This window comes from Micromonospora sp. NPDC018662, from assembly GCF_044391475.1.
GTDB lineage: Bacteria > Actinomycetota > Actinomycetes > Mycobacteriales > Micromonosporaceae > Micromonospora.
Window position 1 is genome coordinate 786,320 of record NZ_JBISAC010000002.1, and the last position, 14,683, is coordinate 801,002.

11 protein-coding genes are annotated in these 14,683 nt (G+C 72.6%); 4 read left to right on the plus strand and 7 right to left on the minus strand.

The window, feature by feature from the left end:
- Nucleotides 1-140 precede the first annotated feature (140 nt).
- The 7 genes from ACH495_RS09145 to ACH495_RS09175 all read right to left on the minus strand — a co-directional run bounded on the left by ACH495_RS09145 (nucleotide 141) and on the right by ACH495_RS09175 (nucleotide 10,188).
- On the minus strand, nucleotides 141-377 hold the full coding sequence (locus ACH495_RS09145) for a GntR family transcriptional regulator (protein WP_396857170.1): 237 nt from the start codon (nucleotides 375-377) through the stop codon (nucleotides 141-143).
- 277 nt (nucleotides 378-654) lie between these two features.
- A complete protein-coding gene (locus ACH495_RS09150; protein ID WP_396857171.1) occupies nucleotides 655-2,064 on the minus strand; it encodes a class II fumarate hydratase in 1,410 nt (469 codons plus the stop codon).
- Nucleotides 2,065-2,108: 44 nt separating this feature from the next.
- Complete coding sequence (locus tag ACH495_RS09155; protein WP_396857172.1) at nucleotides 2,109-5,090, minus strand: BTAD domain-containing putative transcriptional regulator; 2,982 nt, start codon at nucleotides 5,088-5,090, stop codon at nucleotides 2,109-2,111.
- A 166-nt stretch (nucleotides 5,091-5,256) separates the two neighbouring features.
- On the minus strand, nucleotides 5,257-6,054 hold the full coding sequence (locus ACH495_RS09160) for a hypothetical protein (protein WP_396857173.1): 798 nt from the start codon (nucleotides 6,052-6,054) through the stop codon (nucleotides 5,257-5,259).
- Between the two features lie 348 nt (nucleotides 6,055-6,402).
- Complete coding sequence (locus ACH495_RS09165; RefSeq protein ID WP_396857174.1) at nucleotides 6,403-8,070, minus strand: fumarate hydratase; 1,668 nt, start codon at nucleotides 8,068-8,070, stop codon at nucleotides 6,403-6,405.
- A gap of 76 nt (nucleotides 8,071-8,146) precedes the next feature.
- Nucleotides 8,147-9,580 carry a PQQ-binding-like beta-propeller repeat protein gene (locus ACH495_RS09170; protein WP_396857175.1) on the minus strand — a complete coding sequence of 478 codons (1,434 nt, stop codon included), beginning with the start codon at nucleotides 9,578-9,580 and terminating at the stop codon, nucleotides 8,147-8,149.
- Between the two features lie 71 nt (nucleotides 9,581-9,651).
- Nucleotides 9,652-10,188, minus strand: coding sequence for an Lrp/AsnC family transcriptional regulator (locus ACH495_RS09175; RefSeq protein WP_396857176.1), 537 nt, complete (start codon nucleotides 10,186-10,188; stop codon nucleotides 9,652-9,654).
- 138 nt (nucleotides 10,189-10,326) lie between these two features.
- Between ACH495_RS09175 and hppD the strand changes: the two genes are divergently transcribed.
- The 4 genes from hppD to hisC all read left to right on the plus strand — a co-directional run bounded on the left by hppD (nucleotide 10,327) and on the right by hisC (nucleotide 14,653).
- On the plus strand, nucleotides 10,327-11,532 hold the full coding sequence (hppD, locus tag ACH495_RS09180; protein ID WP_396857177.1) for a 4-hydroxyphenylpyruvate dioxygenase: 1,206 nt from the start codon (nucleotides 10,327-10,329) through the stop codon (nucleotides 11,530-11,532).
- Nucleotides 11,533-11,542: 10 nt separating this feature from the next.
- Nucleotides 11,543-12,253: an RDD family protein gene (locus tag ACH495_RS09185; protein ID WP_396857178.1), complete on the plus strand. Its 711-nt coding sequence runs from the start codon at nucleotides 11,543-11,545 to the stop codon at nucleotides 12,251-12,253.
- A gap of 205 nt (nucleotides 12,254-12,458) precedes the next feature.
- Complete coding sequence (locus tag ACH495_RS09190; RefSeq protein WP_396857342.1) at nucleotides 12,459-13,553, plus strand: RDD family protein; 1,095 nt, start codon at nucleotides 12,459-12,461, stop codon at nucleotides 13,551-13,553.
- On the plus strand, nucleotides 13,550-14,653 hold the full coding sequence (gene hisC / locus ACH495_RS09195; protein ID WP_396857179.1) for a histidinol-phosphate transaminase: 1,104 nt from the start codon (nucleotides 13,550-13,552) through the stop codon (nucleotides 14,651-14,653). Before ACH495_RS09190 ends, hisC begins: the two co-directional genes overlap by 4 nt.
- Nucleotides 14,654-14,683: the final 30 nt, after the last annotated feature.

Here is a 14,683-nt window from a genome sequence, read left to right on the forward strand (position 1 = left end):
CCCGCCCTGCCGGTGACCGGTCGAGGCAATTACCGCCGCGGTGGCGAAGCCCACCCGGGTTGGCCGCACTGCGGCTGGGATGCGGTAGATCTTGGAAGAATCGCGCCCCTCTGGGGGCCATTTCGTACCAAGATCTGTGGTCACCGCCAGCTCGGAAGATCCTCGGCGACCCACAGGCCGCGACCCTGTAGGCCCACGAGCAGGCCCCGGTCCTGAAGGATGATGATCGCCCGCTGCACGGTCGTGACGCTCACGCTGTACAGGTCGGCGAGCTCCTTGTAGGTGGGCAACCGCTCACCCGGCGGGTACTCGCCACTTCTGATCCGGGTGGTCAGATCTTCGGCCACCTCTCGGTAGCCACCGCTCGGTATGGGCATGGGAGGTTCCTTCGTTCGGCAAGCGACGAACCGAGCCACGCAGCCGTCCGGGCAGGCACGGGCCTGGTCCCCAGGACGGCGTCGCGGTGGGACCGTCCCGCTCCCCCGGCCGGGCGGTCCCACCCCAGCCGGGGCGGCAGCGATATCACCAACGACTCAGCTCGAAAGGGACCGCACATGCCCCTACCTGACCGGCCCCACCTGGCGTTGCGCCCGCTCTGGCTGTGCCGGACGTGCGGCACGCCCTGGCCGTGCGCCGACGGGCGATGCCCCGACCTCAGGGGTGCGTCATCCGGAGCAGGTCCAGCGCCTCGTCCAACTGGGTCTCGGTGAGCTTGCCCGAGTCGACGTGGCCCCGGGAGATCACCACCTCGCGGATGGAGACCTGCTTGGCCAGCGCCTCCTTCGCGATCGAGGCGGCCTCGTCGTACCCGAGGTGGCGGTTGAGCGGGGTGACGATCGACGGCGAGCCCTCCGCGTACGCCAGGCAGACCTCGGCGTCCGCGACCAGGCCGGCCACCAGGCGCTCGGCGAACAGCCGGCTGGACGCGGCGATCAGCTTGATCGACTCCAGCAGGTTGCGGCCCATCACCGGCAGCATCACGTTCAGCTCGAAGTCGCCCTGCGAGCCGGCGAAGGCCACCGCCGCGTCGTTGCCGATCACCTGCGCGCAGACCTGGCGCATCGCCTCGGCCACCACCGGGTTGACCTTGCCCGGCATGATCGACGAACCGGGCTGAAGGTCGGGGATGCGCAGCTCGCGCAGGCCGGCGCGGGGGCCGGAACCCATCCAGCGTACGTCGTTGGCGATCTTGTAGAGGCCGACCGCGACGGTGCGGAGCTGCCCGGACGTCTCCACCAGCGCGTCCCGCGCGCCCTGCGCCTCGAAGTGGTTGCGCGCCTCGGACAGCGGCAGGCCGGTCGACTCCCGCAGCCGCCCGATCACCTTGCCCGCGAAACCGAGCGGGGTGTTGATGCCGGTGCCCACCGCGGTGCCGCCCAGCGGCAGCTCGGCCAGCCGGGGCAGCGCCGCCTCCAACCGCTCCACGCCGTAGCGGACCTGCGCGGCGTACCCGCCGAACTCCTGCCCGAGGGTGACCGGGGTGGCGTCCATCAGGTGGGTACGGCCGGCCTTGACCACCGTCTCGAACTCGGCCGCCTTCGCCTCCAACGCCATGGCGAGCTGCGTCAAGGACGGGAGCAGATCCTCCACCACGAACTGGGTGGCGGCCAGGTGGATCGAGGTCGGGAACACGTCGTTGCTGGACTGCGACGCGTTCACGTGGTCGTTCGGGTGCACGTCGCGGCCCAGCTCGCGGCTCGCCAGCGACGCGATCACCTCGTTGGTGTTCATGTTGGACGACGTGCCGGACCCGGTCTGGAACACGTCCACCGGGAACTGGTCGTCGTAGCCGCCGGCGACCACGTGCGCGGCGGCGGTGGCGATCGCCTCGGCCACGTCCGCGTCGATCACCCCCAGCTCGCCGTTGACCTCGGCGGCCGCGCCCTTGATCTGGGCCAGTGCCTTGATCTGGGCCGGTTCGAGCCCGCGCCCCGAGATCGGGAAGTTCTGCACCGCGCGCTGGGTCTGCGCGCGCCACAGCGCCTCGGCGGGCACCTCCACCTCACCCATCGAGTCACGTTCGATCCGGTAACCGGTCGCCTCTGGAGTCGTCACGCGTACCATCCTGCCGCGCCGCCGGCCGGTACGCAGGGAAAGCGACGCGGCCCTCAGCCCAGCTCGGCCACCAACTCCTCGGTCGCCCGCTGCTCCGGGGACTCGATCTGACGGAACAGCACCAGCGCCCGGCCGGCGAACCGGCGGGCCTGCTCGGCATCCGTGTCGCGCAGGCAGCGGGCCATGCCGTCCAGCGCACGGGCCTGCTCGTAGCGGGCGCCGAGCCGGGTGGCGTCGGCGAGCACCCGGCGGTGCAGGTCGAGCGCGCTGGCCACGTCACCCTGGTCGAGCAACGCCTGGGCGAGCAGGTTGCGCGAGGCGCCCTGACCGATCCGGTCGCCGGAGTCGGTCACCACCACCAGCGCCTCCCGGTGCAGGTCGGCCGCACGCTCGGGCCGACCGACCCGCCGCTCCAGGACGCCCATCTCGTTGAGCACCTCCGCCTCGCCGTACCGGCCGATGTACGTCTTCTTGAGGCGCAGGGCGACCCGCAGCAGCCGGCGGGCCGGCTCCAGGTGACCCATCCGGTGCCGGATCATGCCGGTGTGCGCGACCGCGTTCGCCAACTGCCGGAAATCGCCGTTCTGCCGCGCCAGCACCAGGTGGGACCGGCTGAGGCGGAGCGCCTCCGCATGGCGGCCGGCCGCCAGCAGCGCGTAGGCGACGTTGTTGATCAGGTTGGCCAGCTCCGCCGTGTGGTCGGCGCCGCGGATCATCTGCATCGCGGCGTCGAAGCACTCCATCCCCTGCTGGTGGTCCCCGTTCGCCGAGTAGGACACGCCGAGGTTCCACAGCGACACCCGCATCTCGTCGCGGAGCCCGAGCCGGCGACGGATCTCGAGCGCCTGCCGCATCAGCCGGATGGCGTCGGGGAACCGGGCCTGCCGGTAGTAGACCGAGGACAGGTAGTTGTAGATCGTGCCCACCGCCGCCTCGTCGCCGAGCGCCTCGGCCGCGCGCAGGCCGACGGTGTGCGTCTCCAGCAGGTCGTCCAGGTGTCCACTGTCGAAGTTAGCCCGCCAGCAGGCCCGGGCGAGCTGCCAGCAGTGCCGCAGGAAGCCCTCCGCCTCGGCGAGCTGCACCAGCGCGGTCAACAGCGCCGCGTGCTCGTCGAACCAGGCCCGGCCCTGCGGGAGCGAGGCGGCGACCAGATCGGGCCGGCGCGGCGGGTTGGTGGGCAGGGACCGCAGGCTGCCCGCCGACTCGATCGTCCGGGCGATGGCGATCGCCACGTCGAGGTGATGGTCCAGCAGCCGTTCCAGGGCCGTCCGGCGCTCCGCGGCCCGGTCCGGCTCGGCGAGCAGCGTCCGGGCGTACTCGCGGATCAGGTCGTGCAGCCGGTAGCGGCCCGGCTCGCCCTCCTCCACCAGGTGCGCGTCCACCAGCTCGTCGAGGAGATCCTGCGCCTCGGCCAGCGAGATCTCGGCCAGCGCGGCGGCCACCCGGTTGTCGAAACCACCCCCCGGTGGCAGGCCGAGCAACCGGAGCATCCGCTGCGCCGTGGGCGACACCTGGGCGTACGAGAGCGCGAACGCCTGCCCGACGGAACGTTCCCCGGCGGCCAGCTCGGCCAGCGGATCCGGGCTGGTGGCCAGCCGTTCGGCCAGGTCCGCGACCCGCCAGCGGGGCCGGTGCGCCAGCCGGGCCGCCGCCAGCCGCAGGGCCAACGGCAGGTGCCCGCAGCGCCGCGCCACCTCGGCGGCCGCCTCCGGTTCGGCGGCGACCCGGTCCCGGCCGCCGATCCGGCCGAGCAGCTCCACCGCCTCCTCCGGATCGAGGACGGGCAGGGACGACGGGCGGCCCTCGTCCAGCCCGACCAGCCGGCGGCGACTCGTGATCAGGACGAGGCAGTCCGGGCCGTTCGGCAACAGCGGGGTGACCTGCGCGGTGTCGGCCGCGTTGTCGAGCACCACGAGCGCGCGGCGGCCGGCCAGCTCGGTACGCCACAGCGTCAACCGGTCCGCCAGGTCCAGCGGCATCCGCTCCGGCGGCACCCCGAGCTGGCGCAGCAGGACCGCCACCGCCGCCGCCGGGGTCAGCGGCATGCGCTCGCTGTGCCCGTGCAGGTCGACGAAGAGATGCGCATCCGGGTAGCGGTCACCGAGGGCGGCCGCCAGGTGCACCGCCAGCGTGGTCTTGCCGCTGCCGGCCATGCCGTCGATGAGCTGGACCCGGACCCGGTCCTCCTCGATCTCCTTCACCAGCCGGACCACGGTCTGCTGACGGCCGGTGAAGTCACTGATCGCCCGGGGCAGCGAGCGGACCGGCGTGGTGGACCGGTTCTCCGGGACGCCCAGCGCCAGATCGCCGGCGAGCACCCGTTGGTGCAGGTCCTGAAGCTCCGGACCGGGCTCGATGCCCAACTCCTCGGCGTACACCCGGCGGCCCTCGCGGTAGACGGCGAGCGCGTCGGCCTGCCGGCCCACCGCGGCGAGGGCGCGCATGAGCTGGCCGCGTAGCAGCTCCCGCAGCGGGTTCCGCTCGACGCTCTCGGCCAGCTCGTCGACGAGGTCGGCCGCCGGCCACAGGCGCAGCTCGATCTCGACGCACTCCTCCAACGCGGCCAGTCGCTGCTCGTCGAGGGCCTGCGCCCGCCCGCGTACGCTCCGGCTGGTGATGCCGCTGAGCGCGGGCCCCCGCCAGAGGGCCAGCGCGGTCCGGTAGTGACGTCGCGCCTCGTCGGGCCGGCCGGCGGCGACCGCGGCCCGCCCGGCGTCGACCGCCCGACCGAAGACGTCGGCGTCGAGGTCGTCCGGCGCGACCCGGATGCCGTAGCCGACCGGATCGGTGACGATGACGTCGGGCGGCAGCCCCAGGACCGCGAGGCGCTGTCGCAGTCGCGACACGCAGATCTGCAGCTGAGCTCTGGCGGTGGCCGGTGGGCGTTCCTCCCAGACGGCGTCGATCAGCTCGTCGGACGGCACCACGCGGCCGGCGCGCAACAGCAGCAGGGCGAGCACGACCCGGTCCCGACCTGCGGTGACGGTGGCTTCACCGCCGCCTACCCGCAGTGGTCCCAGGATCCCGAACCGCATGCGCCGCCCCCGTACGCCCCTTGTGCACTTACTGCAGCGTAACCCGCTGGTCACCGAACGGCTCTGGCACACATTGACGCGTCGGCATGCCCGTCACACCGTCTTGGCGGCGGGCGACCTGGAAGCGGTCGCGGTGGCGTGGGGCAGTCGAGCGGGCAGCCCGGCGCTACCGGCTGTAGGGCTCACTCAGGAGCACGACGGCCATGGCGCCCTGGCCCTCACCGAACTCCCAACCGGCGATCACCTTGCTGCCCGGCAGGTCGGCGATCGGCCGCAAATCGTGCGGGCACTCACCGGGGCCGAGGTAGTACGCGCCGGTCATCCGCGCCCAGTGAGCGTCGAGGCACAGCCCGCGGAGGTGCCGTCGCAGCGCATCGTCGCCGACCTGGTCCAGGGCCGATTCCCAGCGAGGGTCGACCACACTCACCTCGGGCTTGACATACCCCTCCTGGACGAGGCTGTCGCCGATGTCGCACAGGCCGTCGGGAGCGCTCATCGTCCACGTCGCCGTCCGCATCGCGTCCAGCAGCGAGCCGTCCGTCCGCGGCCGCAGGAGCAGATGGGGATACTGCCGGTAGCCGTCGGGGCTGAGCTCGTCGAGACTCAGCGAGCCAGCCTGTAGCGCCCTGCCGAGGTCCCTGCCCCACACCATGGCCCGGCCGTCGTCAGTCGTGCCGGTGAGCAGCGGCTGGAGCGCGGCGGGCCGCACCTCCGTGGCGATGAACGCCGACCTGGCCAGGTCGTCCATCCAGCGGTCCGGGTAGAGCCAGTCACCGCCGTTGTCGCCTGACCTTCCGTTGACGTCGGCGACGAGTTCTGCGGGATCAAGGTCCTCGAGCACCTCGCCGGCGGTCTCGTCGTCGTAGTGGAAGACCGCGTACGTCCCCGCCGCGTCGAACTCCGCCAGCGGCCGGCCGAGCATCAGCCCGAACGCGTGACCCAGCAGATCGTCCCAAGAGGACACGCCGTCTCCTTCCGGTAGCTGCCGCCTAGCGTGACCGGTGACCCGGGACCGCTCACAGATGATGATGCCAGCCCTACATCCGAGGCTGAACGGCGGAGGCATTCGAGACAGCTCTACCTGCCGTTCGTGATGGGGGCGCGCTTGTCCGGGAGCGAGACGGCCGCCAGGATGCCCCCGAACGACGCGTCGAGGCGATAGTGATCTGATAGCGGATCGACAGCGACGCCGTCCAGACTCGTCGCGGGTTGTCGGTGACGACATCCGACGGGGGCGGTGCGCCCGTCCGGCCGCGAGGTCGGGCGAGCGCACCGATGTCGGAAGGTGGAACCGGGCGGGTCGAAGCGGGCGTCAGCGGCGGCCGACGGTGAGCACCGGCTTGGTGACCTCGGCGAAGAAGTCGCTGCCCTTGTCGTCGACCACGATGAAGGCCGGGAAGTCCTCCACCTCGATCCGCCAGACCGCCTCCATGCCCAGCTCCGGGTATTCGAGCACCTCGACGTGCTTGATGCAGTCCTGGGCCAGCCGGGCGGCCGGGCCACCGATCGACCCGAGGTAGAACCCGCCGTGGGTGTGGCAGGAGCGGGTGACCTGGGCGGACCGGTTGCCCTTGGCCAGCATCACCAGCGAGCCGCCGGCCGCCTGGAACTTCTCCACGTAGGCGTCCATCCGGCCGGCAGTGGTCGGGCCGAACGAGCCGGAGGCGTAGCCCTCGGGCGTCTTGGCCGGACCGGCGTAGTAGACCGCGTGGTCGCGCAGATATTGCGGCATCGGCTCGCCCGCGTCCAGCCGCTCGGCGATCTTCGCGTGGGCGATGTCCCGCGCGACGACCAGCGGGCCGGTCAGGGACAGGCGCGTCTTCACCGGGTATTTCGACAGCTCGGCGCGGATCTCGCCCATCGGCCGGTTCAGGTCGACGCGGACGACCTCCTCGGTGTCGAGCGCCTCGTCGGTGACGTCGGGCAGGAACCGCGCCGGGTCGGTCTCGAGTCGCTCCAGCCAGACGCCCGACGGGGTGATCTTGGCAACCGCCTGCCGGTCGGCGGAGCAGGAGACCGCGATCGCGACCGGGCAGGAGGCGCCGTGCCGGGGCAGCCGGACCACCCGGACGTCGTGGCAGAAGTAGCGCCCGCCGAACTGCGCGCCGATGCCGAAGTTGCGGGTCAGCTCCAGCACCTCCGCCTCCAGCTCCAGGTCGCGGAAACCGTGCGCGCTCATCGAACCCTGCGTGGGCAGCGCGTCCAGGTATTTCGCGGAGGCGTACTTGGCGGTCTTCAACGCGTACTCCGCGGAGGTGCCGCCGATGACGATGGCCAGGTGGTAGGGCGGGCAGGCGGCGGTGCCGATCAGCCGCAGCTTCTCCTCCAGGAACTGCATCATCCGCGTCGGATTCAACAGCGCCTTCGTCTCCTGGTAGAGGTAGGACTTGTTGGCCGAGCCCCCACCCTTCGCCATGAACAGGAACTTGTACGCGTCCGGGTGGCCGTCCGGGTCCTCCGCGTAGAGCTCCACCTGGGCCGGCAGGTTGCTGCCGGTGTTCCGCTCGTCCCACATGGTCAGCGGCGCGAGCTGCGAGTAGCGCAGGTTGAGCCGGGTGTACGCCTGGTAGACGCCGCGCGAGATCGCCTCCGCGTCGGCGCCGTCGGTGAGCACGTGCCGGCCGCGCTTGCCCATCACGATCGCGGTGCCGGTGTCCTGGCACATCGGCAGCACGCCCCCGGCCGCGATGTTGGCGTTGCGCAGCAGGTCGAGCGCGACGAACCGGTCGTTCGGCGAGGCCGCCGGGTCGTCGATGATCGACCGGAGCTGGGCCAGGTGGGCCGGGCGCAGGAAGTGGGCGATGTCGTGCATGGCCTCGGCGGTCAACGCGGTCAGCGCGGCCGGTTCCACGGTGAGGAAGCGGCGGCCACCCGGGCCGTTGACGACGTCCACGCCCTCGTCGGTGACCAGGCGATATTCGGTCTGGTCGGGGCCGGTCGGCAGGAGGGGCGCGTACGAGAAGGCGGCAGCACTGCTCATGACCGAAAAGCCTAGGGCAGAGCGGTCGATCGGTGACACCCGCCGGTGGGTCCTGGGACGCCGATCTCACCCGGCGTCACTTCCCGTCGGCGCAGAGTTCCTTCTTCGGCCCGCAGTCGTCCTGGTCGCTCGGGGGACGCCAGGTGTCACCCGGGTCGGGCACCGGCACGGCGCCCTGGTCGGCCGGCGGCGCACCGGTGCCGCCGGCGCCCCAGCGGACGTACCCGATCTCCCGCCCCTCCCCGATGATCATGCCGTTCGGGCCGACCGCCAGCGCGTTCGCCGAGGTGCGCAGCTCGGCCAGCACCCGCCCGCCGCGCGGCTCGGCCGCGACCAGCCGGGACGGCTTCTCCTCCGTGATCACCACCGCGTACGGGGTGAGCGCCGCGCCGCTCTTCTGACCGGCCGGGCGGGTCCACCGGGTCCGGTCGGCGGACAGCTCGCGGCCGAGCAGGGAATCCTTGTCGGCGCTGCGCACCACCGCGTACCGGTCGTCGACGGCGAGCAGCTTCTCGCCCTCCGCGCCCACCTGGAGCAGTCGGCCGTCGTAGCCGTCGAGCACCGCCTCGCGGCCGTCCGGGGCCACCCCGATGAGCACGTTGCGGGCGCCCTGCGGGTCCTCCCGCTGCACGCAGCCGGCGGCGTCCGCGGTCCGCAGGTTGACCCCGGCCCGCCGCCACACCTGCTGGCCGGTGGCCGGGTCGACGGCGGTGATGACGAAATAGCAGCTCCCGTCGCGAGAGGTGGCCGCGATCCGGAGCAGCCGGCCGCCGACCACCGCGAGCCGCTCCTCCCGACCGGGCTGGACGTTCTGCAGCACCCGGCCGGTGGCGGTGTCCACCACGTGCACCCGGCCGTCGACCGGGAAGCCGAGCAGCGGCGGGACCGACTCCGGCCCGGCCACCCCGCCGTCGATGCGGGTCGCGCCCAGCCGGCGGGTGCCGAGCAGCTCCGGGTTGTCGGCGAGCAGGCCGCTGTGCACGCCGGGCAGGAACGCGCTCCACAGCGGAGCGGTCCCGCGCGGCTCCCAGGCCCGCAGCGTGCAGTCGGTGGCCTGCACACAGTACGCGTCGAGCAGCAGGTTCCGGTACGTCCAGACGGCGACCGCGCGATCGTCGCGCCGACGGGTCACGCCGGTGGTCGGGTCGAGCACCTCGTACCCCTTGTCGAGCAGCTTGCCCACGGCGACGACCGACCCCTGGCCGCTGCCGGCCACCGCCGACCAGTCGGCCTTGCGCTCCCAGAGCTGGCTGCCGTCGGCGAGCTTGCGGGCCTCGATCCGGGTGCGCTGCTCGACGATCACGGTGTCGCCGGCGATGGTGACGCTGCGCGGGGTGCCGCCGACGCGTTGCTGCCAGACCACGTCCGGCTCGGAGATCGGCTTGCTCCGGTCGACCCAGTCCCACAGGCCGGGGAAGGGATTCCAGACGCCGGTGGCGGCGAGCACGACCACGGTGATGAGCCCGAGCAGCAACCAGCCGCGTACGCCTAGGCCCTTCACACCGGACACGGTAGCGACGATCACCGTTCCCCGGGCTCCGTGCGGGGCGTGTCGCGCCGCTTCTTGCCCGGCCCGAGGTGTTAAGAGGGGGCCCCGCCTCTACCGAATGCGTTAAGCGGGGGCCCTTCCTTCCCCTCGGCCGCGGAGCGGACGAGGGGCAACGTGCGGTAGGGGATCTGCTCGGCCAGCGCGATGATGGTGGAGGCGCGCCGGATGCCCTCCGAGGCGACGATCTGGTCGATGACCCGCTGGAGGTCGGTGTTCGACCGGGCCACGATGCGGCAGAGCAGGTCGCTGGAGCCGGTGATGGTGTGCGCCTCCAGCACCTCCGGGATGGCGGCCAGGTGCGCGGTGACCTGGTCGTGGCCGTGCCGCTGGCTGATCTCCAGCGTGACGAAGCTGGTCACCCCGAAGCCGATCGCGGCCGGGGAGATCTCCGGCCCGAACCCGCCCACCACGCCGCGCCCGACCAGCTTGTCGAGCCGCGCCTGCACGGTGCCCCGGGCCACGCTGAGCCGGCGCGAGCACTCCAGCACCCCGATCCGGGGTTCCTCCGCGAGCAGTTCGATCAAGCGCGCGTCCAGCTCGTCGAGCTGTACATCCTGACCAGTGTTCACGGTGGTCAACGGTACCAAATGTGCAACCTGACCAGGAATACCGCCAACTATTGCCCAATTCCCGGGCGTCCGGCGATGCTCGCCGGAAGCACATCCACGGCGGCCCACGAGGCCGGCCGGTACGCGAGGGAGGCCACCATGACCCAGGCGATCGACCGACCCCAGTCGACCGAGGAGGTCGACGCCGACGTTCTCGTCGGCGCCGTCGACCACGACATCAGCCGGGACCCGTTCCCGGTCAAGGGCCTCGACCACCTGCACTTCCTGGTCGGCAACGCCAAGCAGGCGGCGCACTACTACTCCACCGCCTACGGCATGACCTGCGTGGCGTACCGGGGGCCGGAGCAGGGCTACCGGGACCACGCGCAGTACGTGCTGACCAGCGGGTCGGCCCGGTTCGTGCTGACCGGCGTGGTCCGCCCCGGCGCCGACGGCGAGGCGCACGTGGCCAAGCACAGCGACGGCATCTCCGACATCGCGCTGGAGGTGCCGGACGTGGACGCCGCGTACGCGCACGCCACCGCGCAGGGCGCGACCGGCCTGCTGGAGCCGCACGACGTCAGCGACGAGCACGGCACCGTCCGGATCGCGTCCATCGGCGCGTACGGCGACACCCGGCACACGCTGATCGACCGGTCCCGCTACACCGGGCCGTTCCTGCCCGGCTTCGTGGCCCGCGGCCCGATCGTGGACCGGCAGCCGATGATCGACGCCGGCCTCCAGCCGAAGCGCTTCTTCCAGGCCGTCGACCACGTGGTCGGCAACGTGGAGCTGGGCCGGATGGACGAGTGGGTCGAGTTCTACAAGCGGGTCATGGGCTTCAGCAACATGGCCGAGTTCATCGGCGACGACATCGCCACCGACTACTCCGCGCTGATGAGCAAGGTGGTGGCGAGCGGCACCCGCAAGGTGAAGTTCCCGCTCAACGAGCCGGCGGTGGCCCGCAAGAAGTCGCAGATCGACGAGTACCTGGAGTTCTACCAGGGCCCCGGCGCCCAGCACGTCGCGGTGGCCACCAACGACATCCTGGCCAGCGTGGACGCCATGCGGGCGGCCGGCGTGGAGTTCCTGGACACCCCGGACTCCTACTACCAGGACCCGGAGCTGCGCGCCCGCATCGGCAACGTGCGGGTGCCGATCGAGGAGCTCCAGTCCCGCAAGATCCTGGTGGACCGGGACGAGGACGGCTACCTGCTCCAGATCTTCACCAAGCCGGTGCAGGACCGCCCCACCGTCTTCTTCGAGCTGATCGAGCGGCACGGCTCCCTCGGCTTCGGCAAGGGCAACTTCAAGGCCCTGTTCGAGGCGATCGAGCGGGAGCAGGAGAAGCGCGGCAATCTGTGACACTGTCCGCGTGACCCAGCCTCCCCCGAACACGACGCCGCCGCCCGCCGGGCCCCCGCCCGTGGGCGGCGGCTTCGCGCCGCCGACCGGCCCGGCGGTGCCCGCGCAACACACCCCGCCGACGTACGCGGGCCTCCCCGGCTATCCCCCACCTCCCGGGTACGCCCCGCACGTCGCGTTCGCGCCACCGGCGCTGGCCCCGAACGGCCAGCCGCTGGCCGGGTTCGGCGAACGGCTGGTGGCCTGGCTGATCGACACGGCGGTCGCCTCCGCGGTGGCGATGGTGCTCTTCACGCCGGTCTTCATCTGGCTCTTCCTCCGCATGATCGACCGGATGCCGGCGCCCGGCCCGGACGGCACGGTGGCCGAGCCCGACCCCTGGGTCGTCTTCGGCGACTTCCTCCTGCCGGTGCTCCTGGCCGAGCTGGGGCTGTTCCTGCTGCTGCTGGTCTTCTACTGGCTCTACCACGTCGAGTACGCCCGCCGGACCGGCCAGACGCTCGGCAAGAAGGTGATGAAGCTGCGGATCATTCCGGCCCGGCCCGACGCCACGCTGACCCGCGGCATGCTCGGCAAGCGCTACCTGGTCGAGTTCGTCGCCGCCTCGCTGGTGCCGTTCCTCAACTACCTCGACGGTCTCTGGCAGCTCTGGGACAAGCCCTGGCAGCAGTGCCTGCATGACAAGGCTGCCGGCACGGTCGTCGTTAAGGTTGCACCGTGAGCGTGAGGAGCGAGCCGGGCCTGCGAGCCCCGCAGTCGCGAACTGAAGGGACACCGTGAGCGTGAGGAGCGAGCCGGGCCTGCGAGCCCCGCAGTCGCGAACTGAAGGGGCACCGTGAGCGTGAGGAGCGAGCCGGGCCTGCGAGCCCCGCAGTCGCGAACTGAAGGGGCACCGTGAGCGTGAACGAGCACCGCGAGGCATGTCCGTGAGTCTGGAACCCGGCTGGTACGTCGACCCCGCCGAACCGGAGACCCGCCGCTGGTGGGACGGGGAGGGCTGGATCGGCGCGCCGATCCCGGTCGACGTCACCCCGCCCGACGGCCCACCGCCCGCCGAGCCCGAACCGGCCGTCGCGACGCCGGCCACCGGCTCCGCCGCCGACCGCCCGACCTCCGGCCCGGCGGGTGGCCCCACCGGTCAGCCGGCCGGGCCGGTCCCGCCCGGGCAGCCCGGCCCGGGGTGGGGGCAGCCGGGCCAGGCCGGACCGTGGCCAGGGCAGCCCGGACAGCCGGGCCAGGCGGGACCGTGGCCAGGGCAGCCCGGACAGCCGGGCCAGGCGGGACCGTGGCCGGGACAGCCGCCCCAGCACGGCCAGCCGGGCCAGGCCGGACCGTGGCCGGGCCAGCAGGGGCAGCCGGGTCAGCAGGGACCGCCGCCGGGCTGGCCGTACCCGCAGTGGCCGGGCCGGCCGCCGGTGCCGCGCCCGCATGGGCTGCCGCTCGCCTCGTACGGCGCCCGGCTGGTCGCCCGCCTGATCGACCTCGGCGTGGTGTTCCTGCTCAACGTGCTGGTCAACGGGTGGTTCGTCTGGCGCTACTTCGAGGCGATCGAGCCCTACCTGCGGGAGACGATGCGCCGGGCGTTGAACGGCGACACCTCGACCGAGGGGCTGCCCCAGATCGACGACCAGGCCGGCGGGTTGCAGGTCGCCATCCTGCTGATCGCCACCGCGCTCTGGTTCGCGTACGAGGTGCCGTCGATGGCGGCCCGCGGGCAGACGTTCGGCAAGCGGGTGGCCGGCGTACGCGCCCTGCCGGTCGAGGCGGACCAGCCGCTCGGCTTCGGCCGGGCCTTCCGGCGCTGGAGCACGCTCGGGATGCCCACCCTGCTCTGGTACTGCTGCGGGCTGGGCCTGCTGCTCCAGTTCGTGGACGCCGTCTCGCCCCTGTTCGACCAGCCGCTGCGCCAGGCGCTGCACGACAAGCGGGCGCAGACCGTGGTGGTCCAACTCCCCCGTAACCGGCCCGACCCCCGTACCGCCCCGCGCGACCGCGCCGACCCCCCGGGAGACAATCCATGACCGAGACCGGACGTCACCAGCCCGCGCCGCGGCTCACCCGCGTCGACCTGGACGCGCTGCCCAACTACGTGCCCGGCCGCAGCCCCGCCGACCTGGCCCGGGAGCTGGGCCTGCCCGAGGCGATCAAGCTGGCCAGCAACGAGGTGCCGTACGGCCCGCTGCCCGGCGTGGTCGAGGCGGTCGCCGAGGCGGTCGCCGGTTCGCACCGCTACCCGGACATGGGCGTGGTGGCGCTGCGCCAGGCGCTCGCCGAGCGCTACGGCGTGGACGCCGACCGGATCGCCACCGGCTGCGGTTCGGTGGCGCTGGCCGAGCACCTGGTGCGGGCCACCTGCCTGCCCGGCGACGAGCTGCTCTACTCGTGGCGCTCGTTCGAGGCGTACCCGATCATCGCGGCGACCAGCGGCGCGACCAGCGTGCGGGTGCCGAACGACGCCGGCCACGGGCACGACCTCGCGGCGATGGCGGCGGCGGTGACCGACCGGACCCGGATGATCCTGGTCTGCAACCCGAACAACCCCACCGGTACGGCGGTGCGCAAGGCCGAGCTGGACCGCTTCCTCGACGCGGTGCCGGACGACGTGCTCGTGGTGATCGACGAGGCGTACCGGGAGTTCGTCACCGACGCCGAGGTGCCGGACGGCCTGAGCTACCTGGACCGGCCGAACGTGGCGGTGCTGCGCACCCTCTCCAAGGCGTGGGGCCTGGCCGGCCTGCGAATCGGCTGGCTGGTGGCCGCGCCGGCCGTGGCCGCCGCCGTCCGCAAGGTGGTCACCCCGTTCTCCACCAGCATGGCCGCCCAGGCCGGCGCGCTGGCCGCGCTCGCCCAGGCCGACGAGGTGCAGCGGCGCTGCGCGCTGGTGGTGGCCGAACGGGACCGGGTCACCGAGGCGCTGCGCAAGTTCGTGCCGGACGTGCCGGAGAGCCAGGCCAACTTCGTCTGGCTGCCGCTGGGCGATCGGGCCGTGGAGTTCGGCCGGGCGTGCGAGACGCGCGGCGTGATCGTCCGGCCGTTCCCGGGCGACGGGGTACGGGTCACCATCGGCACCCCGGCGGAGAACGACGCGTTCCTGGCCGCCGCCGAGGCCGCGCTCGCCTGAGAGGTAAGGAGGGGCCCCTGCTTAACGCCT

Coding starts and splice junctions, on each gene's coding strand:
- ACH495_RS09165 (WP_396857174.1), bottom strand. CDS start 8,070: ATGAGCAGTGCTGCCGCCTTCTCGTACGCGCCCCTCCTGCCGACCGGC.
- hisC (WP_396857179.1), top strand. CDS start 13,550: ATGACCGAGACCGGACGTCACCAGCCCGCGCCGCGGCTCACCCGCGTC.
- hppD (WP_396857177.1), top strand. CDS start 10,327: ATGACCCAGGCGATCGACCGACCCCAGTCGACCGAGGAGGTCGACGCC.
- ACH495_RS09145 (WP_396857170.1), bottom strand. CDS start 377: ATGCCCATACCGAGCGGTGGCTACCGAGAGGTGGCCGAAGATCTGACC.
- ACH495_RS09150 (WP_396857171.1), bottom strand. CDS start 2,064: ATGGTACGCGTGACGACTCCAGAGGCGACCGGTTACCGGATCGAACGT.
- ACH495_RS09155 (WP_396857172.1), bottom strand. CDS start 5,090: ATGCGGTTCGGGATCCTGGGACCACTGCGGGTAGGCGGCGGTGAAGCC.